The following is a 21,351-nucleotide window of genomic DNA, read 5'->3' as shown; positions in this document are numbered from 1 at the left end:
GTGCGTAATGGTGACGCATCCGGGAAAGGAGGGCAAGGCGGGGCAGCGCCGATGCAGATCAGCCATCCATCACCGGCGCGCGCGAACGATGAACGCGGCCGCGCTCAGGCGGCAGCGCGGCCGAGATCGAGCGACGGCTGCTGCTTGGTCGAGAAACTCAGCGCCACGGCGACCGCGGCGAGGCCGATCGCGAAGGAACCGGCGTGCAGCCACGTATAGCCATGGAACGTGTCGAACACATAACCGCCAGCCCACGGCCCGAGCGCCATGCCGAGGCTCGCAAAGGCCGACACCGCGCCGAACACCGTGCCCATGATGCGCGCGCCGAAGAACTCGCGCACCAGCACGGCATAGAGCGGCATCACCCCGCCATAGGCGAGGCCGAACACCACAGACAGCGCGTAGAACTCGCCGAGCTGCGCCACCGCGAGATAGGTCGCAATCGACAGCGCCTGCACGAGGAGGCCGCCGACCAGCACCGGCTTGGCGCCGAGCCGGTCGGCGAGCACGCCGAGCAGCAGCCGGCCGCCGAGCCCGGAGAAGCCGGCGAGGCTGTAGACCGTGACCGCGGTGAGCGGCGCGATGCCGCAGACCATGGCGTAGGACACCATGTGAAAGATCGGCCCGGAATGCGCCGCGCAGCAGGCGAAATGCGCCAGCGCCAGCGTGATGAATTGCGGTGTGCGCAGCGCCTGCGCCGCGGTCCATTCGGTTTGCGGCGCGTTCGCGGCGGTTGGAATTGCGACGTCCGTTCCCTGCGGCGCCGGGCGCACCAAAAACGACGCGGGGATCAACAGCGCCCATGCGGCGATGCCGATGACGAGCATCGCGAAGCGCCAGTCATAGGCCGTGATCAGCCAGCTTGCCGACGGCGCGACGGTCAGCGGCGATACGCCCATGCCGGCCGACACCAGCGCGACCGCGAGGCTGCGATGCTTGTCGATCCAGGCGCTGGCGAGCGCCATCATCGGCGCATAGAAGCTGCCGGCCGCGATCCCGATCAGCACGCCGAAGCAGAGCTGGAATTGCCACAGGCTCCGCGCCTGGCTTGCCGTCACGAGGCCAAGCCCGAGCAGCAGGCTGCCCGCGAGCACCACGACGCGGGTACCGAAGCGGTCGGACAGCGCGCCCCAGGCGAACGCCGCAAAACCCATGCAGAGGAAATCCAGCGTCGCCGCCGCCGAGACGCCGGCGCGCGACCAGCCCATCGCATCCGAGATCGGTTGCAGGAACACCGCGAGCGACAGCATGGTGCCGAAGCCGACGCAGGTCATCAGCGCGCCCGCGCCGACGACGACCCAGCCATAATCGAACCGAGCGGCCTTGCTCATGCGTTTCCCCGGCGCTGTTGTTTGTTGTGGTGCGCGCAGGGAGGATGGTGGCCTATCCGAGGCCCATGGGCAATATGACGGGCAACATGCCTCTCATTCCGGGATCAGCGGATTGTGAGTTGCGTGCGCAGGATGTCGCAGCGAGGCGCGGCTAGAGCCCTTTCCGTTCCGATAGAATCGGAACGGGGCTCTAGATTCTTGCTTTGACGCGTTTTCTTCACGCGAACCGGGAGCCACTTCGCTCGAAAACGCTCTAGCCGCACTGCCAGGCCCGCCCGATCGGCGTCCAGGTCCAGCACGGGCCAAAACTGCCGCCATTGTAGCGGCCGCGATAGAATCCGGGGCGGCCGAAATAGTACCAATCGCCGCCGTACCAGTATTGCGGCGAATAGTCCGGGTAGCCGCGCGCGGCGCCGCGCGGGCCGAACACCGGAATGGTTTGGTTCGGCGGCTGCCGGTAGCCGGGCAGGAAGCCATAGCCGTGCCAGCGGGTGCCGTGCCGCTTCTTCGAGGAGGCGGCCGAGCTCAGGTCCGGCTGCAGCAGTGCGAGGATGACGACAAGGAGGAACAGGATGCGCAACATGATCGCAGTCTAGTCGGAGCGCGATGCAGTGGCGATTCAAATCATGGTGCGTTTTGTTGCTGAGACAAGAATGCGCAACAGTCGCGCCGATGGCGCCGCCTCAGCTATCCACCTTGAGCGCGGCGATGAAGGCTTCCTGCGGGATGTCGACCTTGCCGAACTGCCGCATCTTCTTCTTGCCTTCCTTCTGCTTCTCCAGAAGCTTGCGCTTGCGCGTGATGTCGCCGCCGTAGCACTTCGCGGTGACGTCCTTGCGCAGCGCGCGGACGGTCTCACGCGCGATCACCTTACCGCCGATCGCCGCCTGGATCGGAATCTGGAACATGTGCGGCGGGATCAGCTCCTTCATCTTCTCGACCATGGCGCGACCGCGGCCCTCGGCGCGGGTGCGATGCACCAGCATCGACAGCGCGTCGACCGGCTCGGCGTTGACCAGGATCTGCATCTTGACCAGGTCGGCCGGCTTGTAGTCGGTCAGATGATAGTCGAACGAGGCGTAGCCCTTGGAGACCGACTTCAGGCGATCGTAGAAGTCGAACACCACTTCGTTGAGCGGCAGGTCGTATTTCACCATCGCGCGGGAGCCGACATAAGTGAGCTCCTTCTGCGAGCCGCGGCGGTCCTGGCACAGCTTCAAGACGCTGCCGAGATATTCGTCGGGGGTGAGGATCGTCGCCTCGATCCACGGCTCCTCGATCTCGGCGATCTTGACCACGTCGGGCATGTCGACCGGGTTGTGGATCTCGAGCTCGGTGCCGTCGGTCAGCTTCATCTTGTAGATCACGCTCGGCGCGGTCGCGATCAGATTGAGGTCGAATTCGCGCGACAGCCGCTCCTGGATGATTTCCAGATGCAGCAGGCCGAGGAAGCCGCAGCGGAAGCCGAAGCCGAGCGCGGCGGAGGTTTCCATCTCGTAGGAGAAGCTGGCGTCGTTGAGCCGCAGCTTGCCCATCGCCGCGCGGAGCGTTTCGAAGTCGTTGGCGTCGACCGGGAAGAGGCCGCAGAACACGACCGGAATGGCCGGCTTGAAGCCCGGCAGCATCTCGCTGATCGGCTTCCTGTCATCGGTGATGGTGTCGCCGACGCGGGTGTCGGCGACTTCCTTGATCGCCGCGGTGATGAAGCCGATCTCGCCGGGGCCGAGCTCCTCGACCTGCTCCATCTTCGGCGTGAAGAAGCCGACGCGCTCGATGTCGTAGGCGGCGCCGGTGCCCATCATGCGGATGCGGCTCCCCTTCTTCATCACGCCGTCGACGACGCGGATCAGGACGACCACGCCGAGATAGACGTCGTACCAGCTGTCGACCAGCAGCGCCTTCAGGGTCGCGTCGCGATCGCCCTTCGGCGGCGGCAGGCGGGTGACGATCGCTTCCAGCACGTCGGGCACGCCGACGCCGGTCTTGGCCGAGATCATCACCGCGTCGGACGCATCGATGCCGATCACGTCCTCGATCTGTTGCTTGACCTTCTCGGGCTCGGCAGCGGGCAGATCGACCTTGTTCAGAACCGGCACGATCTCGTGATTGTTGTCGAGCGCCTGATAGACATTGGCGAGCGTCTGCGCCTCGACGCCCTGGCTGGCGTCGACCACGAGCAGGGAACCCTCGCAGGCCGCCAGCGACCGCGAGACCTCGTAGGCGAAGTCGACATGGCCGGGCGTGTCCATCAGGTTGAAGATGTAATCCTTGCCGTCCTTGGCGCGGTAGTTCAGGCGGACGGTCTGCGCCTTGATGGTGATGCCGCGCTCGCGCTCGATATCCATCGAATCGAGCACCTGCTCCTTGCCCGCCATTTCACGATCCGACAAGCCGCCCGTCATCTGGATCAGGCGGTCGGCAAGGGTCGATTTGCCATGGTCGATATGGGCGACGATGGAGAAGTTGCGGATGTTCGAAATCGGGGCAGTTGTCATGGGCGCGGGATAGCATCCGCACCCCCGCGCGGGCAACCAAATTGCGGTATTTTGCAGCGGTGTGACGGCGAATCACGGCGGCGATTCCGGCAGGGTTGCCGGGACCGATTTCCGGGCATGTTCCTGCCAGGTCTTCGGCCCGAAAATCGTCTTTCGCGTCGCCGATACCGGGCGGATGAGCATGCACGGCGACGCCGCGGCCATCGACCTCTAGCTGAAAGTTTCGGATGACTGACTGTGGGCCGGCAAGGGCAAGAACCGTCCCCTGCAAGAACCGGATGCCGCGCGCGATCGTCGACATCGTCGAGCGTCACGGCTTCATCCGGGGCGGCAAAGGGTGTCACTACGATACCGTGCATATCGAGTCCCGGCCGGACTTCCCGGAAAGTGAATCCGCTTGCTGGAGGCGTTCTCACGCCAAGCTGATTTCACTGGCCACAAAAACGCGCTAAAGCGCGCTGAAATGCAGATCAGCACCCATCTGCGCTTCCGCTTCCATTCGGGCATGATCCTTCCGGGAAGCCGCTTTCCACTTTTCCGGGGCATGCCTCAGGCACAGGCCATGTCGACCGCCTCCACACTCCCCGCCGCCCGGCGCACCAACCGCAAGCTGACGATCCGGCGGATCGCCGCCTGGATCGCCTCGCGCGCCACCGATCCCGGGACCAGCCTGTGGTTCGTGATCGGCTTCGCACTGGTTCATGCGGTGCTGTGGACGCTGATCCTGGTCAAGCTCAAGGCCGCGCAGGACATCCATATGGATGTTGCGGAAGCCTATGCCTGGGGCCAGCGTTTCCTGCTCGGCTATGGCAAGCACCCGCCGTTGTCGGGCTGGATCGCAGGGGTCTGGTTCAGGATTTTTCCCGTCACCAACTGGTCGACCTATGCGCTTGCGATGACGACGGTCAGCTTCGCGCTGGTGGTGTGCTGGCTGATCGCGCTGCGCGTCGTCGATCGCCGCCGCGCGTTCTTCATGGTGGTGATGCTCGCGCTCTACCCGATCTTCAATTTCAAGGGCTTCAAATACAACGCCGATCTCGCGCAGCTGGTGCCGTTGCCGCTGCTGGTGCTGGCCTATCTGAACGCCTTCGAGAAGCGCAGCTTCAAATCGGGTCTCTGGCTCGGCTTTGCCGGCATGCTGGCGCTGATGACCAAGTACTGGGTGGTGACAATGATCGGCGCGGTCGGGCTCGCCGCGCTGATCCATCCGCAACGGACGCAATTCCTCCGCTCGCCGGCGCCATGGGTCGCGATCGGCACGATGGCGGTGGCGATGATTCCGCATCTGGTGTGGCTGGAGGAGGTGGACTTCGTGCCGTTCACCTATGCCGGTGACGTCTACGCGCTGTCGAGCCGCGCACTCAATGTGCAGCTCGTGATCGGCTATGTCGTGCACAATGTCGGGCTGCTCGCGATTCCCGTCGTGCTGGGCCTTGTGGCGCTGCTGCTGGGCTCGGTGCCGTGGCGGCCGTCGGACGTGCTGGCGCGGATCTGGTCGCGCGGACCCAATCCGGCCGTCAATCTTCCGCAGGCGCTCAACGTCTGGATCATCCAGCTGATCGTCGCGATCGGACCGCCGCTCGGCGCGCTGGCGTTCACCGTCTATATCAAGACCGATTGGGGCATCCCGCTGTTCTTCCTGGTGCCGCTGGCGCTGGTCGCGATCCCCTCGCTCCGCTTTCCGCGCATGGCGCTGTTCTCGATCACCGCGATCTGGTTCGTGGCCACGGTCGTCACGCTGATCGCCGCGCCCAGCATCGCGACGCAGGAGATCGCGTCCAACCATATCGGCGGCTCGACCTACGCCGCGCGCTCCGAGCTCGCGCGCGAGCTGACCCAGACCTGGCAGGACAGATTCCATTCGCGCTGGGCCGTGGTCGTCGCGCGGTCCGATATCGGCGAGCCGATGACGTTCTACAGTCCGGATCATCCGGCGTCGCTGGTGCCGGGCGAAGCCTGGTCGTCGGGGCTGACGTCGCTCGACGAAGCCAAGCGCCTCGGCTTCATCGGCGTCTGCGACACCACCGATCCGGTGTTCCTGAAGCCCTGCGAGGCGTGGATGGCGGAGCACGCCAAGGATGCCGAGCCGCTGGTGATGACCACCATGCGCTTCTTCAACGGCCATCCCGGTCCATCGACGGTGTGGAAGGTCTATCTGGTGCCGCCGGCGAAGTAGTTATTTCCGGGCATCAGTGCCGTGCTGTTCCGTCATCCTGAGGAGCCGCGAAGCGGCGTCTCGAAGGATCGACGGCCACCGGCTGGGCCGTCCATCCTTCGAGACGCGTTTCGCGCTCCTCCAGCGACAAAGGCGAAGCCTTTGCGCGGGGATGACGGGGAAGGCTTTCGCTTAGCGTAGCGGACGAGCGCGAGGCGGCGCCTACGTGCCTTCCTCGTTGAACTTGCTGGCGACGAGTTCGGCGATGGCGTCGAGCGCCTGCTGCGCTTGCTCGCCCTTTGCTGAGACCACGACCGTGGTGCCGGGCCCGGCGGCGAGCATCATCAGGCCCATGATCGAGGTGCCGCCGACGGTCTCGGTGCCGCGGGTGACCCAGATCTCGGCGTTGAAGCGCTCGACCAGCTGGACGAACTTGGCCGATGCCCGCGCATGCAGGCCGCGCTTGTTGACGATCAGCAGCTCACGGGAAATAGCGCCCGCTGGCACGCCCGGGCCGATCTGATTTCCGCCCGGAGCCTCGTCGCTCATTTGCCTGCGAGAACGCGGCTGGCGATGGTGACGTATTTGCGGCCGGCTTCCTGGGCCATCGCGATCGCGTCGGGCAGCGAACGCTCCTCGCGAACCTTGGCAAGCTTGACCAGCATGGGAAGGTTGATGCCTGCGAGCACTTCCACCTTCGGGCGGCTCATGCAGGAGATCGCAAGGTTGGACGGCGTGCCGCCAAACATGTCGGTGAGAATCGCAACGCCGTCGCCGCTATCGACGCGGTTCACCGCCTCGATGATGTCGCTTCGACAGAGATCGGAATCGTCCTCGGCCCCGATCGTAATCGCTTCAATTTGTTTCTGCGGACCCATGACGTGTTCGAGCGCCGCTCGGAACTCGTCGGCAAGGCGCCCATGGGTCACCAGCACTAGACCAATCATCGGAAACTCCTCGCGGGCGCCCTTTGGTGCACCGCACGAACGCGCCACTTTGACCATCCAGAGGCCCTGCGCAAGAGGGCATCTTGGCTAGTCTCCCGGTTCCTGGCGGTAGAGAGGGGAGGCTGCGCCGGCAAAATCCGACGCGATAGTGGATGTGATATGGTTACCAATTCCCTTCCCACAATTGGCCGCAAGATTACGGGAACATGAACTTTCAGGTTGTCGTCAGCGCAGCGACAACCAGCGGCAGGGGTTGGAAGCCGATGCCGACGGGAATTCGCGGTATTGAAACACCATTAAGGCGAATCGTGAGCGCCTCGGGCGACGGCAGCCGCTCGGCGTCGTCGGCGGCGAGGTCGACGATCAGCCCCACCACGGCCTCGCCTGCGAACGGACAATGGCGGATTCCGAGGCCTCGGATCTCGATCAGACCGGCCAATTGCTGAACCGGACGAACCCACAATTGTTCGCCGGCTGTGTCGAGATGGACACGGTCATCCCCCACCAAAATGGCCGGCGGAAGCGCTCCGGTGCGCCCGGCGAGAATCAGGTCGAAGGCGAGACGCGACTTGCCGGCGCCCGACGGGCCGCGGATTAGCACCGCACGCTCGCCGACCAGAACGGCGGATGCGTGCACGCTCGAATTGTCGCTCATAGTGTTGGCAGCCTGACCACGAAACGCGCGCCGGCGACGGTGGGCTTGCCATCTGCGTCCGCAGGGCCAAAGCGGTTCTCGGCCCAGATGCGTCCGCCATGCGCTTCGATGATCTGCTTGGAGATCGAAAGCCCAAGGCCGGAGTTCTGGCCAAAACCCTGGTGCGGCCGGTCGGTGTAGAAGCGCTCGAAGATCCGCTCCAGCGCGTCCTCGCCAATGCCGGGCCCGTCATCGTCGACCACGATCTCGACCTCGCCGCGGGTGCGGCGGCAGACGATGCGCACCTTGTCGCCCGACTTGGAGAATGATTGCGCGTTCGACAGCAGGTTCGAGATCACCTGGCCGAGCCGTGAATCATGGCCGGGCACCGACAGCGTATCGGTCGGTCCGCGGCCCTCGAAGCGGGCTTCGACGGCGACGTCGTGGCCGAGCCTTGTCTCGTTGGCGACACCGGTCAGCGTCGTCAGCAGCCGCCGCAGATCGACCGGCGCCATGTCCTGGCGCTGCAATTCGGCATCGAGCCGGCTGGCGTCGGAGATGTCGGAGATCAGGCGGTCGAGCCGCCGGACGTCATGCTCGATCACGGCGAGCAGCCGCGCGCGGCTGTTCTCGTTGCGCGCCAAAGGCAGCGTCTCGACCGCGGAGCGCAGCGAGGTCAGCGGGTTCTTCAGCTCATGGGCGACATCGGCGGCGAACATCTCGATCGCCTCGATGCGGCTGTAGAGCGCGTTGGTCATGTCGCGCAGCGCGCCGGAGAGATGGCCGATCTCGTCGCGGCGCCCCGTGAAGTCGGGAATCTCGACGCGGGTCTGGATACGGTGGCGGACGCGCTCGGCACCGTCGGCGAGCCGCCGCACCGGGCCCGCGATCGTGCTCGCCAACAGCAGCGACAGCATGATCATGACGGCGGATGCGACCCCGCCGATCTTGAGGATGGCGAGCCGCTCGGACATCACCAGCTGGTCGATGTCGTCGCCTTGCGTCGTCAGCATCAACGCGCCGCGCACGGCGCGGAAATGTTGCACCGGGACCGCAACCGACACGATGATCGCGCCGCGTTCGGTGACGCGCACCGCGCTGCCCTTCATGCCCTCGAGCGATTGCGCGACTTCGGAATAGCCCTTGCCGCCTTCGGGACCGAGCTCGCGGTAGATCGGCAGGTCGCCGCGGTTGAGCCAGGTCTTGATCGTGGCCTTGGTCTTCTCGTAGAGCGACGGCTTCTCCGACGGCGGCGGCAGCTCCATGCGAAGCACGTCGCCCCGCGCGAACAGATTGCGGCTGTCGAGGATCAGCCCGCCGTCGCGGTCGAAGATGCGGGCCCGCGTCTTGGTCGGTGCGATCAGGCGGCGCAGGACCGGCGCGACCCGCTCGGGATTGATCGGGAAATCCGCCGATTCATCCGGCTGGCCATAACTCTCGCCGGGCTTGAGGTCGAGCAGGCGATCGGGATCGATCGTGACAGTATTGCCTTCGACGGTCGCCGACGCCGCGATCGCCTCCGAGATGATCTCGGCATAGACCAGGAGGCTCTGCGTGCGCGCCTCGATCAGGCCGGCACGGAACTGCGAGAGATAGAGGATGCTGGCGACCAGCGCGACGAGGCCGGCAAGGTTGAGCGAGACGATGCGGCGCGTCAGGCTCGAGAATGACAGCGCGAAGAAGAACTGGCCGGCGCGGCGCAGCCAGCCGAGCGGACGGCGCCAGCCCTTGTCCTGCGCCAAGTCGTCGGCCACGGCCTCTTGATCGAGGAGCTGCGACGCGTCCTCGGTGTTTTGGCCTTGCTCGAGCTGCGTTCGATCAAGCACTGGCAAAGCTGCCGGTTGGTATGGATGTCGTCCCGCGAAGCAGACAATCGCCCGAGCTTACCCCAGCCGTGCGGAGCCTGTCAGTTAACAAGCCGCTCCGGAAGTGCAGATCAGGCTTCCTTGAAGCGATAGCCGACGCCGTACAGCGTCTCGATCATCTCGAAGTCGTCGTCGACCACCTTGAACTTCTTGCGCAGCCGCTTGATGTGGCTGTCGATGGTGCGGTCGTCGACATAGACCTGGTCGTCATAGGCCGCGTCCATCAGCGCGTTGCGGCTCTTCACGACGCCGGGGCGGGTGGCGAGCGCCTGCAGGATCAGGAATTCGGTCACGGTGAGCGTCACCGGCTCGTTCTTCCAGGTGCAGGTGTGGCGCTCCGGATCCATCCGCAGCAGGCCGCGGTCGAGTGCGCGGGCGTCCGGCTCCTTCGGCGCGGCGGTCGGATCCTTCGGCTGGCCGCGGCGGAGCACGGCCTTGACCCGTTCGACCAACAGGCGCTGTGAAAACGGCTTGCGGATGAAATCGTCGGCGCCCATTTTCAGGCCGAACAATTCGTCGATCTCCTCATCCTTCGAGGTGAGGAAGATCACCGGCAGGTCGGACTTCTGGCGCAGCCGGCGCAGCGTTTCCATGCCGTCCATGCGCGGCATCTTGATATCGAGGATCGCAAGATCGGGCGGCGACGTGCGAAACCCATCCAGCGCCGACGCACCGTCCGTGTAGGTCATGATGCGATAGCCTTCGGCTTCGAGCGCGATCGAAACCGAAGTGAGAATGTTGCGGTCGTCGTCGACCAGGGCGATTGTGGGCATGAGCTGCTTTCACAATGAGAGTGGCTTAGACGGCGGGCACTCTGGCGACGCGCCGTAGAATTGGGCTTCGAACGCGGTCAACGAGCAATGCAAGCTGGGCTGAAGTGTGACCGAGTTCCGCAAAAATCCGCTTCTGCGACCCACGCGATGGGTCCCCATATAGCACCCTTAGACCATGAGAAAAGGCCCTTTTTTCATAGGGAACCCGCCCGATTCGCCCATAAAATGACCCGATAGGCCCATGCAACCGACCGCCGACTTCGATCCTGCCCACCTTGCCCGCTCGCTGCTCCGCCGCAGCCGCCAGGGCGCCCTTGCCACGTTGATGGCCGGCACCGGCAATCCCTATTGCTCGCTGGTCAATCTGGCCAGCCATCCCGACGGCTCGCCGATCCTGCTGATTTCCCGCCTGGCGCTGCATACCAAGAACATCCTGGCCGACAGCAGGGTGTCGCTGATGCTGGACGAGCGCGCCGAGGGCGATCCGCTGGAGGGCGCCCGGATCATGCTGGCCGGTCAGGCGGAGGAGGTCGCGGAGGCCGGGCGGGAGCTCGCCCGCCGGCGCTATCGCGGCGCCCATCCGTCAGCGGAAGCCTTTGTGGAATTTAAGGATTTTTCGTTCTTTCGGATCAAGCCGAGCGGCGCCCATCTGGTCGCCGGGTTTGGCCGCATCGTCGACCTCAAACCCGCGCAATTCCTGACCGATCTCGGGGGAGCCGAGGAGCTGCTCGAAGCCGAGCCCGGCGCGGTGGCCCATATGAACGAGGATCACCGCGATGCCATGAATCTTTACGCGACGCGGCTGCTCGGCGCGGAAAGTGCCGAATGGCTCTGCACCGGCTGCGATCCTGACGGCATGGACATGCAGGCCGGCCGCGACACGCTGCGGCTGGATTTCCCCGAGCGCGTCACCACCGGCACTGAGCTGCGCAAGATGCTGGTGCGGCTCGCCGGCGAGGCGCGCGCCAAGGAATAGGAAACGATCAGAGAAGACCGCCTGTCCGCACGGCGGAGCTGCCCGTGGCGAGGCATGGTGTCGCATGGCTGCGGCGGCTCGATTGCGCGGTCGCCGAGGCGAGCTGTCCTTCAACCGCGCGTCGCTTCCAGTCTGGCGGGTTTGACAGCGCGATCATTTCGCGCCGGCGCGTCTGGTGATCGCCCGTCGGCTCGATGTGCGTGCAAGAATGTCCGGCGCTGCTGCCTCAGAAAATCATCCGGATCGCGATGTCCATCGCGAAGACGCGCGCGTGCGACCGCGCTGATTGCGTTATCATCGATCGCGGGGGTCAGCGGTCGTCTCGCCGCCGAACGCCACGCGTTGCGGAACATTCATCGCAGTTGAGCATTGATACAACCGGGCTTCGACGAAGGCGCGTTGAGCGCAATTGAAACTGCTCGTCAGCAGCTCTGATCTGCAGCTCCGATTTGCAGCTCCGATTTGCAGCTCAATGCCGATCAGGTGGTGCCGCGTGCAACACGATGGTGGTCATGCTCGCCTCCGCAGCGCTGCGTCAGCGCGCGGCGCATCTCAACGATACATCCTCAGCGCGAAATGCATACCCGGCATTCTCCGCGCCGTTCGCCTCGATCGGCGAAGGCGCCGCCCGCCGGCTGGCACTTTTTGTGCATCGCAAAGCTCCGTGCGCGGCGGGAAAGGCGACGAAACGTCGCTCGACTGTCGGGAAAACAACGAGAAAACGAAAGCAAGACGAAAGGGTTTCGCGCCGCGGTATTTGCGCCAGATGATGGGCCTGCCTTGGAATCAGCCAAAAGCCATTCGATTGGCTTGGCAAGCCCGGCGATCCCCACTATTAGGTCGCCGGACCGAAGCCGAGAGGCTATATTCTGATCACGGTCACCGCGGCGGGGCGCGACTAGCGATATTCGCGCGAACAAGGATACGCGGGTTCGAGGAGGTTCTTCGTGCAAGAGACGGGCGTGCATAACGGTGCCTTCGGCGCCGACAAATTCGGCTTAAAAAATCTCAAGGGTGTGCATTGGAATTATGGCGCACCTCAGCTTTACGAGCATTCGCTGCGTAATGGCGAAGCGGTGCTGTCGGCCGATGGCGCGCTTTGCGCGGATACCGGTGAGTTCACCGGCCGCAGTCCGAAGGACAAGTTCACGGTCCGCGACGGCCTGACCGACAAGAGCATGTGGTGGGCCGGCAACCAGTCCATCACCTCGGAGCAGTTCGCCGCGCTCCATGCCGACTTCCTCAAGCATGCCGAAGGCATGACGCTGTTCGCGCAGGACCTCTACGGCGGCGCCGATCCGAAGCATCGCATCAAGACCCGCGTGTTCACCGAGCTTGCCTGGCACTCGCTGTTCATCCGCACGCTTCTCATTCGCCCCGAGGCGTCGGAGCTCGCGAGCTTCGTGCCCGAACTCACGATCATCGACCTGCCGAGCTTCCGCGCCGATCCGAAGCGCCACGGCTGCAAGTCGGAAAACGTCGTCGCGATCGATTTCGCCCGCAAGATCGTCCTGATCGGCGGCTCGCAATATGCCGGCGAGATGAAGAAGAGCGTGTTCACCACGCTGAACTTCTATCTGCCCGAGAAGGGCGTGATGCCGATGCACTGCTCGGCCAATGTCGGCGCCGACGGCGACACCGCGATCTTCTTCGGCCTGTCCGGCACCGGCAAGACCACGCTCTCGGCCGATCCCAAGCGCACGCTGATCGGCGATGACGAGCATGGCTGGAGCGAGGACGGCGTCTTCAATTTCGAAGGTGGCTGCTACGCCAAGTGCATCAAGCTGTCCGGCGAAGCCGAGCCGGAAATCTACGCCGCCAGCAAGCGCTTCGGCGCGGTGCTGGAAAACGTCGTGCTCGGCGCCAACGATCGCGTGCCCGATTTCGACGACGGCTCGAAGACCGAGAACACCCGCTCGGCCTATCCGCTCGATTTCATCCCGAACGCCTCGCGCACCGGCTGCGCGCCGCATCCGAAGAACGTCGTGATGCTCGCCGCCGACGCCTTCGGCGTGATGCCGCCGATCGCCAAGCTGACGCCGGCGCAGGCGATGTATCACTTCCTGTCCGGCTACACCGCGAAGGTCGCCGGCACCGAGCGCGGCCTCGGCAACGAGCCGCAGCCGGAATTCTCCACCTGCTTCGGTTCGCCGTTCCTGCCGCGCGATCCGTCGGTCTACGGCAACATGCTGCGCGAGCTGATCGCCAAGCACAATGTCGATTGCTGGCTGGTCAACACCGGCTGGACCGGCGGCAAATACGGCACCGGCCGTCGCATGCCGATCAAGGTGACCCGCGCGCTGCTCACCGCGGCGCTGAACGGCTCGCTCCGCAACGCCGACTTCCGCACCGACAAGTATTTCGGCTTCGCGGTGCCGACCTCGCTGCCGGGCGTCGAGCCGCACATCCTCGACCCGATCAAGACCTGGGCCGACAAGGTCGAGTTCGACAAGACCGCGCGTGCGCTGGTCGGCATGTTCCAGAAGAACTTCGCCAAGTTCGAAGCGCAGGTCGACGCCGAAGTCCGCGCCGCCGCGCCGGAAGTGAAGCTGGCGGCGGAGTAAGCTGCGCAAGCAATACGCGATTTGAAAAGGCGGCCCGCGTGGCCGCCTTTTTGTTCGTTGCCTTGTTACGCAGCGCGCAACGCTATCTCCCCGTCATCCTGAGGTGCGAGCTCTTGCGAGCCTCGAAGGATGCACGGCCACAGTCGGGCCGTCGACCCTTCGAGACGCGCGCAAGTGCGCGCTCCTCAGGGTGACGGGCAGGAGCTGGAGCGTGCTTCGCTACTCGCTACTCCCCCATCTCCGGCAGCACCGCGTTGCTCGGGGTCTGGCGGTCGGTGATCTGCAGGCCGAACAGGCTGCCGATCAATTCGACGGCGACGCGCGCGGTGCGGCCGCGCTCGTCGAGGAAGGGATTGAGCTCGACGATGTCGAGCGAGCGCACCAGCCCGGAATCGTGCAGCAGTTCCATGATGAGATGGGCTTCCCGATAGGTCGCGCCGCCCGGCACCGTGGTGCCGACGCCAGGCGCCACCGCCGGATCGAGGAAGTCGACATCGAACGAGACGTGCAGCACGCCGTTCTTCGCCCGGACGCGTTCGATGACGCGGCGCGTGAGCACGGCGACGCCGAACTCGTCGATCTGGCGCATGTCCGCGATCGCCACGTTGCGCTGCCGCAGCAGCTTGCGCTCCAGCGGATCGACCGAACGCGTGCCGATCAGGTCGAGCTGATCGGGCGGGATCGAGGCGCGCGGCAGCCCGCCGAGCAAATCGTCGAGACCGGGCTCGCCGCACAGGAACGCAGCCGACATGCCGTGCATGTTGCCGGTGATGGTGGTGGCCGGCGTGTTGTAGTCGGCATGCGCATCGACCCACAGCGCAAACAGCGGCCGGCCCTTTTCCTGCCAGTAGCGCGCGACGCCGTTGATCGACCCCATCGACAATGAGTGATCGCCGCCCATGAAGATCGGGATCGCGCCGGAATGCGCCAGCCAATAGGCGCGCTCGGAGAGCGCGCGGGTCCAGGTCTTCACTTCGTCATAGAACCTGGTGTTGGCCGGCACCGGGCCGTCGGCGACGACCTGGGGGATCGCAAGGTTGCCGTGGTCGTCGACCTGGAAGTCGAGCTGCTCGAGCAGGCGCGCGATGCCGGCGGTGCGCAGCGCGTCCGGCCCCATCAGCGGACCGGCCTGCGACGCGCCGATCTCGATGGGAACGCCAAGCAGGGCGATGCGCGAGGGCTTTGAAGTGTCGGCTTCGGACATGCAGCAGTGCTCCCAAAGGTGTGGAACAGAAGCGACGTACCAATGTTCCCTCAACCCTTGAAATAGGCAATGCGGTCGTAACAGACCAATGTGGATATTTGGCTACGGCTCCGCGCGAGCCGGTGGCCGATCCGCTCGAAACGCCTACGCCTTGAAGTAAGCGATCTGCGTCGTGGTCGCGAGCAGCCGGCCGGACGGCGACCACAATTCGCCGTGCTGGTCGCCGTAGCTCTTGTGGAAGGTCTTGGCGTCGGCTGTGGCGAGCACGCGGGTGGTGTCCTCCGCATCGAGGTCGGCCGCGTCGGCGTGGAAATAGGTCGTCAGCGACACGGTGCCGAACGGCACCAGCTCGTGCCTTGCGTGGAAGACGCGGCCGAAGAACGCGTCCGACATCGACATCAGCGACAGCGCATCGAGCTTGCGCGGCACACGGTCGGCGATCCAGAGCTTTGAATAGGGGCTCGACGGCTGCTGCGCGCCGCCGCCGCCGGCGAACTTCGGCTCGCCCTCGGCGAAGCGGAAATCGTACTGGTTGGCCCAGGTCATCTTGAGCTTCGGAAAGGACCGCAGCTCGTCGAACGGCACGGCGCCCGGAAACCCGGCCGGCTGGTGCGACCAGGACGGGCGGCGCTCGGCGAACACGGCGGTCGCCAGCGTTGCGACCTCGCCGCCGCCCTGCGTCATCTCGACCGACCAGTGCTGGCTCGAGCGGTTGGCCTTGACCAGGCGGACATCGAGATCGAATGCGCCCTCGGCGACCGGCGCGCAGTAGTTGACCGTCAGCGCCAGCGGATCGCCCGCGCGCTGCGGGTGCTGCATCAGCGCGCGCAGGATCGTCGCAGCCGTGCAGCCGCCGAACGGGCCGACGAACGCCCAGTAATCGGGACTGGTCCGTCCCTGCCAGCGGCTGTCGCCGGCGGTCACGGCAGTTGCTTCATCGAAAAGGTGCGGGGTCTTGGTGAGCATGCAGATCTTTCAATATCGACTGGCGCTTCCGTATCGCCATACGCAATGACGAGCAATGACGTTCGTCATGCAATATCGCGAGCAATTGCGCTGATTTCAATGACGTCGGGCGTAATCGATTTCCGTGTCCCGGGATTAGCCCTTCGCCTCGCGCTGGTTGCCGAGCTGCGGCGAGGCGCCCGGGTGCACCGGCACGTGCCAGATGTCCTCGGCATATTCGCGGATGGTGCGGTCGGAGGAGAACCACGCCATGCGCGCGACATTGAGGATCGAGGCGCGGGTCCAGGCGGAAGGCACGCGCCAGCGGGCGTCGATGCCGCGCTGCGCGTCGTAGTAGGAATCGAAATCGGCCGAGACCATGTAGTGGTCGAGGTAGCGCAGCGCGTGCCCGATCGAGGCGAAGCGTGCGGGATCGCCGGGCGAGAACTCGCCGCTCTCGATGGCGCGGATCGCGCGCTCCAGCCGTGGCGATTTGCGGATCGCGTCGCTGGCGTCCAATCCCTGCTTGCGGCGGACCATGACGTCGCCGGCCTCGAGGCCGAAGATCGCGATGTTCTCCTCGCCGACATTGTCGCGGATCTCGATATTGGCGCCGTCGAGCGTGCCGATCGTCAGTGCACCGTTCAGCGCGAGCTTCATGTTGCCGGTGCCGGAGGCCTCCATGCCGGCGGTCGAGATCTGCTCGGAGAGATCGGCCGCCGGTATGATCACCTCGGCGAGGCTGACATTGTAATCGGCGAGAAAGGCGACCTTCAGCCTGCCGCCGAGCGAAGCGTCGTTGTTGACGACCTCGGCGACGTCGTTGATCAGCTTGATGATCAGCTTGGCGTAGCGGTAGCTCGCCGCCGCCTTGCCGGCGAAGATTTTCACGCGCGGCACCCAGTCGCGCCGCGGATCGTCCTTCATCGCGTGGTAGAGCGCGATCGTCTCCAGGATGTTGAGCAGCTGCCGCTTGTATTCGTGGATGCGCTTGATCTGCACGTCGAACAGCGCCGAGGGATCGACCTGGATGCCGTTGCGCTCGCGGATCAACCGCGCCAGCGCCAGCTTGTTGTGATGCTTGACGTCGCGGAAGCGCTTCTGGAATTCCAGATCGCTCGAATGGGTCTCGAGCCGCTCGAGCAGCGAGAAGTCGTCGAGCACGGCCTCGCCGCAGGTTTCGCGCAGCAGCGCGGTCAGCCGCGGGTTGGCCAGCATCAGCCAGCGGCGGAAGGTGATGCCGTTGGTCTTGTTGGTGATGCGCGACGGATAGAGATGATGCAGGTCGTGAAACACGGTCTCCTTCATCAGGTCGGAATGCATCGCGGAGACGCCGTTGATGCGGTGCGAGCCGACGAAGGCAAGCTGGCCCATCCGCACGCGGCGGCCGCTGCGCTCGTCGATCAGCGAGACCGAGGCGCGATATTCGATGTCGCCGGGGAAGCGTTCCTCGGCGAGCGCCAGATGGGCCACATTGATGCGGTAGATGATCTCGAGATGCCGCGGCAGCAGCCGCTCGAACAATTCGACCGGCCAGGTCTCGAGCGCCTCGGGCAGCAGCGTGTGGTTGGTGTAGGACAGCGTCGCGACCGTGATCTTCCAGGCCTCGTCCCAGCGGAAATTGTGCAGGTCGACCAGGATTCGCATCAGCTCGGTGACCGCAAGGCTCGGATGGGTGTCGTTGAGCTGCACCGCCGCCTTCTGCGCGAGGTTGCGCAGGCCGCCGTCGGAGGCGAGATGCCGCTTCACGAGATCCTGCAACGAGGCCGAGACGAAGAAATATTCCTGGCGCAGCCGGAGCTCGCGGCCCGCCGCGCTCTCGTCGTTCGGATAGAGGAATTTGCAGATCGCTTCCGCGCGGGCCTGCTCGGCGCTGGCCGAGACGTAGTCGCCGGTGTTGAAGACGTCGAGCTCGAGCGGGTCGGGCGCATGCGCCGACCACAGGCGGAGCGCGTTGACGTGCTGGCCGCGCCAGCCGACGATCGGCGTGTCGTAGGCCATGGCCTCGACGGTTTCCGCCGGGTGCCAGGTGGCGCGGTCGCGGCCGCGATCGTCGACATGCTCGACATGGCCGCCGAAGTGAACGTTGTACACCACCTCCGGCCGCTGGAATTCCCAGGGATTGCCGAAGGCGAGCCACTCGTCGGGATATTCCTGCTGCCAGCCATGGTTCATGATCTGGCGGAACAGCCCGAAATCGTAGCGGATGCCGTAGCCGGTCGCCGGGATCGCCAGCGTCGCCATGCTCTCCATGAAGCAGGCCGCAAGCCGGCCGAGGCCGCCATTGCCGAGCGCCGCATCCGGCTCGCATTTGCGCAGGTCCGAGAGATCGACGCCGAGGTCGCCGAGCGCCGCCTCGAACAGCGGCAGCAGTCCCATATTGTTGAGCGCATCGGTGAACAGGCGCCCGATCAGGAACTCGAGCGAGAGATAATAGACGCGCTTGGCGCCGGCGTCGTAGCTCTGCTTCTCGGCCGTCAGCCAGTGGTGCACGATGCGGTCGCGCAGCGTCAGCGCCGCGGCCTTGTACCAGTCGCGTCTGGTCGCAACGGTGGCGTCCTTGCCGATCGCAAGCCGGAGCTTGGCCAGGATCGCGCTCTTGATCTCGGTCAGCGCCAGCTCATCGATCGGCTGGTTCAATGCCGGGTAGTTTGTCTGTTCCTGCAACGCGCCCAATCCCTGCCGTTCAAACCGGAACATGATGCGATGATGCGCATCATGTCCTCATCTCATTGGTCGAGCATGGGTTCCCCCGGAAATCCCGGTTCCGCGGCCTTCCGATCACGCTCCGGCGCAATGATACCCGCCTTGCATGGCAATCGAAACCGTCAGGGACGGTGCCATACACAGCGCTGCCGTGATTTTATGCAAGGACCGGGCCGCTTCGGGAACCTTCCGGACCAGCCGTCATGGGTGCTACGATGGCGCTGCAGAAGCCGGGATTTCGCGACAATTGACCGGAGGATGCGTGATGAGACTCTTGATCGAGATCGCGGCCGCGGCGTTGCTCGTGGTGTGCATCACGGCGACCAGCGCAGCCGATGCAGCGGGCAAACCGGGCCGCAGCGCCGACGGCCTGAGTTGCGGCTTCAGCGTGGCGCAGAACGCATCGCCCGCCGCGCGCTGCGCCGCCATCAAGCGGCAATGCGGCGGCAAGTTCTACGCAAATGCCTGCGGCGACAAGCTGCTCTCGGCGGCGAACTAAGCGGCCGCGCAACGCGCTTTCACGCGCAATCCGAAACACCGTGGTGATACGGATTTTCAAGGCTTAACGGAGCCTTTACAAACACAGCTGTCGCTCGTGGGGCGGGCACATTTTTCAGCTCCGACGCATTTCATTCCGAAGCCATTTTCAACGGGCCGCTGACTTGGTCAGCGGCCCGAATTGCTTTAGGGGCTGTGTGTCAGCTTTTTCATGAGGCAGTCACCGCGATTCGTCGCCCCGGCGAAGGCCGGGGCCCATAACCACAGCCATCAGAGAAGATGGGACAGGTCGCCCCACTCCGGATTGTCTTTCTCGATCAGGCGAGTCTTCCAGTCGCGGCGCCATTCCTTCAGCGCTTTTTCCCGTGCGATCGCTTCCTGCGGTGTGGCGTAGACCTCCACGTAAACCAGTCGCGTAACGCCGTATTTCTTGACGAACTGTGAGCCGCGTCCAGAGCGATGGAGCGTAAGCCGATTGCAAAGATCGTTGCTGACGCCGACGTAGAGCGTCCCATGGCGGCGGCTCGCGAGAATGTAGACGTAATAGACTGCGGCATTCATTTCGGGGCACCGATCACGTGAGATGTCCGACAGCGGTGGTTATGGGCCCCGGCCTTCGCCGGGGCGACGCCTGCTGATGCCATCAGAACGAATTAAGAACACTTTAGCAAGTCTTTGATATATCATTGTGATTCGGCGCCTGTGCCGACACAACATCTATGGTCTCTCAGCCTCCGCGAGGACTACATGTCCACCATCGCCTTCGATCAATTCGCTCTGACCCGGATTGCCGATTTCGCGCGGTCGCTATCGCGGCTGCACCAGGCCTCGCGGCGCCAGCCGATCGATGACGACCAGCTCGATCGCGAGTTCAACGCGGTCTGCATGTCGATCTGGGGCTACACCACGGATGATTTCAGCGACGAGCTGTTCTCGGACGAGGACCACGCCTGGCTCGATTCGCTCGATGAAGCGCATGCGCGGATCTTCGCCGGCGAGCAGGGTTATGATCTCGTCGACGATCACGGCATGCTGACAGACTGGTGGGGCTATTGCTGGATGATCCTCGCCGAGAAGCGCGGCATCCTCAATCCGGAGAACCGCGCGGCCGCGCGGGCCGCGATCGAGGAGAAATACATGGCCGCGCCGAACGTGATCGGCGTGATCGTGGCGCGCTGACAGGCGTTCAGCTCGAAGCCGTCAGTTCGCTTCGGCGCGCTTGGCGGGCTTTGCGGCGTTGCCCTTCGGCGCAACAGACGACGGCGCCGACGGTGCGACATCGCGGCCGGTTTCAGGCAGCGGCGCGTCGCCCGCGATCTCGGCGCTGACGGGGGCGACCTTCATTTCGCCGAGCCGCGCGCGGACCGCCGTGGTCAATCCGGGATAGGAGGCGACCGGCGTGAAGTCGAACGACTGCTCGTTGCCGACGCGGATGCCGGTGTAGGCGACGAGGCCGTCGGTGGTCGCGATCACGTCGCCGGCACGCAGCGAGGCATCGAGCGCGAGGTCGACCGGCGCGAGCCCGGCCGGGTCGCGGCCGTTGCAGGTGCAATCAGCGCGCAGCGCCTTGCGATAGGCGAAGGCATTCTCGCTGTCGGCGTAGCGTTCGCCGGCGGTCGATGCGGCGCTGTCGATATGGCTGCCGTAATAGACCTTGGTCGCGCTCGCCGGACAGAAGGCCTGGCAAAGCTGCGCCGGCGTGGCGTTGCCGCGCATCGTCAGCGGAAAATATTTGCCGTCGCAGCTGCGCACGCAATACGCCGGCCCGGAACCGGCCACGCGCGGCGCCGAGATGGGCGCGGACGGCTGCCGTTCAGCCTGCTGGTTGAGGCCGAACGGGTCGGCGAAGAAACTGGCTTGCGGCGGTGCCTGCCGGTTCTGTTGCTTCTGGGAACCGCCGAAGAAGAAGTCGAGCAGCCCTTCGGCTGACACAGGCGCGGGCACCACCAGGATGGAACCCGCAAAGGCTGCGGCGGCAAGCATCACGCGGCGCCGCATGCGCCGATCACTCAACTCTGTACGCAACGCCAACTCCACCCGACGCGCCACGCCGCGGCGACAAGCTGCCCCGGCGGACTCACCTTAAGGCGGGATGGTAAACGAGCGATTGATTTGGGGTGACGGCGTCACATGAAACGCGCACCGCGCGGACTGCCTTTCACCTCGCCCCGCTTGCGGCGGGCTATCGCATATGGGGTTTGAGGTGCAACGGCATCGGTACTGCGCTCCCTCTCCCGCTTGCGGGGGAGGGTTAGGGT

At 65.0% G+C, this 21,351-nt stretch carries 19 protein-coding genes; 6 read left to right on the top strand and 13 right to left on the bottom strand.

Features of this window, described 5'->3' with window-relative positions:
• Window positions 1-104 precede the first annotated feature (104 nt).
• From AC1VNY_RS34835 to lepA, 3 genes are all read right to left on the bottom strand, one after another.
• Window positions 105-1,331 (bottom strand): MFS transporter, encoded by a 1,227-nt coding sequence (locus tag AC1VNY_RS34835; protein WP_482408574.1) that lies wholly within the window; start codon window positions 1,329-1,331, stop codon window positions 105-107.
• Window positions 1,332-1,584: 253 nt separating this feature from the next.
• The gene (locus tag AC1VNY_RS34830; RefSeq protein WP_304498394.1) at window positions 1,585-1,914 is read right to left on the bottom strand and encodes a hypothetical protein; all 330 of its coding nucleotides are present in this window, start codon (window positions 1,912-1,914) and stop codon (window positions 1,585-1,587) included.
• Between the two features lie 100 nt (window positions 1,915-2,014).
• A complete protein-coding gene (gene lepA / locus AC1VNY_RS34825; RefSeq protein ID WP_018269553.1) occupies window positions 2,015-3,826 on the bottom strand; it encodes a translation elongation factor 4 in 1,812 nt (603 codons plus the stop codon).
• Window positions 3,827-4,104: 278 nt separating this feature from the next.
• Between lepA and AC1VNY_RS34820 the strand changes: the two genes are divergently transcribed.
• Together AC1VNY_RS34820 and AC1VNY_RS34815 are read left to right on the top strand one after the other, a co-directional pair.
• Window positions 4,105-4,278, top strand: a complete 174-nt coding sequence (locus tag AC1VNY_RS34820; RefSeq protein WP_482408573.1) for a hypothetical protein — start codon at window positions 4,105-4,107, stop codon at window positions 4,276-4,278.
• 110 nt (window positions 4,279-4,388) lie between these two features.
• On the top strand, window positions 4,389-6,002 hold the full coding sequence (locus AC1VNY_RS34815; protein ID WP_482408572.1) for a glycosyltransferase family 39 protein: 1,614 nt from the start codon (window positions 4,389-4,391) through the stop codon (window positions 6,000-6,002).
• Between the two features lie 201 nt (window positions 6,003-6,203).
• Here the strand turns inward: AC1VNY_RS34815 and AC1VNY_RS34810 are convergent, their stop codons facing one another.
• The 5 genes from AC1VNY_RS34810 to AC1VNY_RS34790 form a co-directional block, all read right to left on the bottom strand.
• Window positions 6,204-6,530 carry an HPr family phosphocarrier protein gene (locus AC1VNY_RS34810; protein ID WP_028340460.1) on the bottom strand — a complete coding sequence of 109 codons (327 nt, stop codon included), beginning with the start codon at window positions 6,528-6,530 and terminating at the stop codon, window positions 6,204-6,206.
• Window positions 6,527-6,928, bottom strand: coding sequence for a PTS sugar transporter subunit IIA (locus AC1VNY_RS34805; RefSeq protein WP_021076632.1), 402 nt, complete (start codon window positions 6,926-6,928; stop codon window positions 6,527-6,529). Before AC1VNY_RS34805 ends, AC1VNY_RS34810 begins: the two co-directional genes overlap by 4 nt.
• Window positions 6,929-7,142: 214 nt before the next feature.
• Window positions 7,143-7,583 (bottom strand): HPr kinase/phosphorylase, encoded by a 441-nt coding sequence (locus AC1VNY_RS34800; protein WP_028340461.1) that lies wholly within the window; start codon window positions 7,581-7,583, stop codon window positions 7,143-7,145.
• Window positions 7,580-9,316 (bottom strand): stimulus-sensing domain-containing protein, encoded by a 1,737-nt coding sequence (locus AC1VNY_RS34795; protein ID WP_482408586.1) that lies wholly within the window; start codon window positions 9,314-9,316, stop codon window positions 7,580-7,582. Before AC1VNY_RS34795 ends, AC1VNY_RS34800 begins: the two co-directional genes overlap by 4 nt.
• Before the next feature lie 182 nt (window positions 9,317-9,498).
• Window positions 9,499-10,200, bottom strand: a complete 702-nt coding sequence (locus AC1VNY_RS34790; RefSeq protein ID WP_016843287.1) for a response regulator transcription factor — start codon at window positions 10,198-10,200, stop codon at window positions 9,499-9,501.
• Between the two features lie 241 nt (window positions 10,201-10,441).
• On the opposite strand from AC1VNY_RS34790, the gene AC1VNY_RS34785 reads away from it, so the two are divergent.
• Window positions 10,442-11,176: a HugZ family pyridoxamine 5'-phosphate oxidase gene (locus tag AC1VNY_RS34785; protein WP_482408571.1), complete on the top strand. Its 735-nt coding sequence runs from the start codon at window positions 10,442-10,444 to the stop codon at window positions 11,174-11,176.
• Window positions 11,177-12,123: 947 nt separating this feature from the next.
• Window positions 12,124-13,740, top strand: coding sequence for a phosphoenolpyruvate carboxykinase (locus tag AC1VNY_RS34780; RefSeq protein ID WP_304498400.1), 1,617 nt, complete (start codon window positions 12,124-12,126; stop codon window positions 13,738-13,740).
• A gap of 226 nt (window positions 13,741-13,966) precedes the next feature.
• Here AC1VNY_RS34780 and rocF read toward each other — a convergent pair whose 3' ends face one another.
• From rocF to AC1VNY_RS34765, 3 genes are all read right to left on the bottom strand, one after another.
• Window positions 13,967-14,944, bottom strand: coding sequence for an arginase (gene rocF / locus AC1VNY_RS34775; protein WP_482408570.1), 978 nt, complete (start codon window positions 14,942-14,944; stop codon window positions 13,967-13,969).
• A 144-nt stretch (window positions 14,945-15,088) separates the two neighbouring features.
• A complete protein-coding gene (locus AC1VNY_RS34770; protein WP_482408569.1) occupies window positions 15,089-15,910 on the bottom strand; it encodes an acyl-CoA thioesterase in 822 nt (273 codons plus the stop codon).
• Window positions 15,911-16,045: 135 nt separating this feature from the next.
• Window positions 16,046-18,589: a glycogen/starch/alpha-glucan phosphorylase gene (locus AC1VNY_RS34765; protein ID WP_482408568.1), complete on the bottom strand. Its 2,544-nt coding sequence runs from the start codon at window positions 18,587-18,589 to the stop codon at window positions 16,046-16,048.
• A gap of 271 nt (window positions 18,590-18,860) precedes the next feature.
• On the opposite strand from AC1VNY_RS34765, the gene AC1VNY_RS34760 reads away from it, so the two are divergent.
• Window positions 18,861-19,094: a hypothetical protein gene (locus AC1VNY_RS34760; RefSeq protein ID WP_482408567.1), complete on the top strand. Its 234-nt coding sequence runs from the start codon at window positions 18,861-18,863 to the stop codon at window positions 19,092-19,094.
• A 269-nt stretch (window positions 19,095-19,363) separates the two neighbouring features.
• On the opposite strand, the gene AC1VNY_RS34755 is transcribed toward AC1VNY_RS34760, so the two are convergent.
• A complete protein-coding gene (locus tag AC1VNY_RS34755) occupies window positions 19,364-19,654 on the bottom strand; it encodes a GIY-YIG nuclease family protein (RefSeq protein ID WP_482408566.1) in 291 nt (96 codons plus the stop codon).
• A 186-nt stretch (window positions 19,655-19,840) separates the two neighbouring features.
• On the opposite strand from AC1VNY_RS34755, the gene AC1VNY_RS34750 reads away from it, so the two are divergent.
• Window positions 19,841-20,272: a hypothetical protein gene (locus AC1VNY_RS34750; RefSeq protein ID WP_016843277.1), complete on the top strand. Its 432-nt coding sequence runs from the start codon at window positions 19,841-19,843 to the stop codon at window positions 20,270-20,272.
• A gap of 21 nt (window positions 20,273-20,293) precedes the next feature.
• Here the strand turns inward: AC1VNY_RS34750 and AC1VNY_RS34745 are convergent, their stop codons facing one another.
• Window positions 20,294-21,091, bottom strand: a complete 798-nt coding sequence (locus AC1VNY_RS34745) for a DUF2865 domain-containing protein (protein ID WP_482408565.1) — start codon at window positions 21,089-21,091, stop codon at window positions 20,294-20,296.
• Window positions 21,092-21,351 lie beyond the last annotated feature (260 nt).

This window comes from Bradyrhizobium ferriligni, assembly GCF_056837965.1.
The sequence above is the reverse complement of the archived record's forward strand: the minus strand, read 5'-3'. Positions and strand labels throughout refer to the sequence as shown.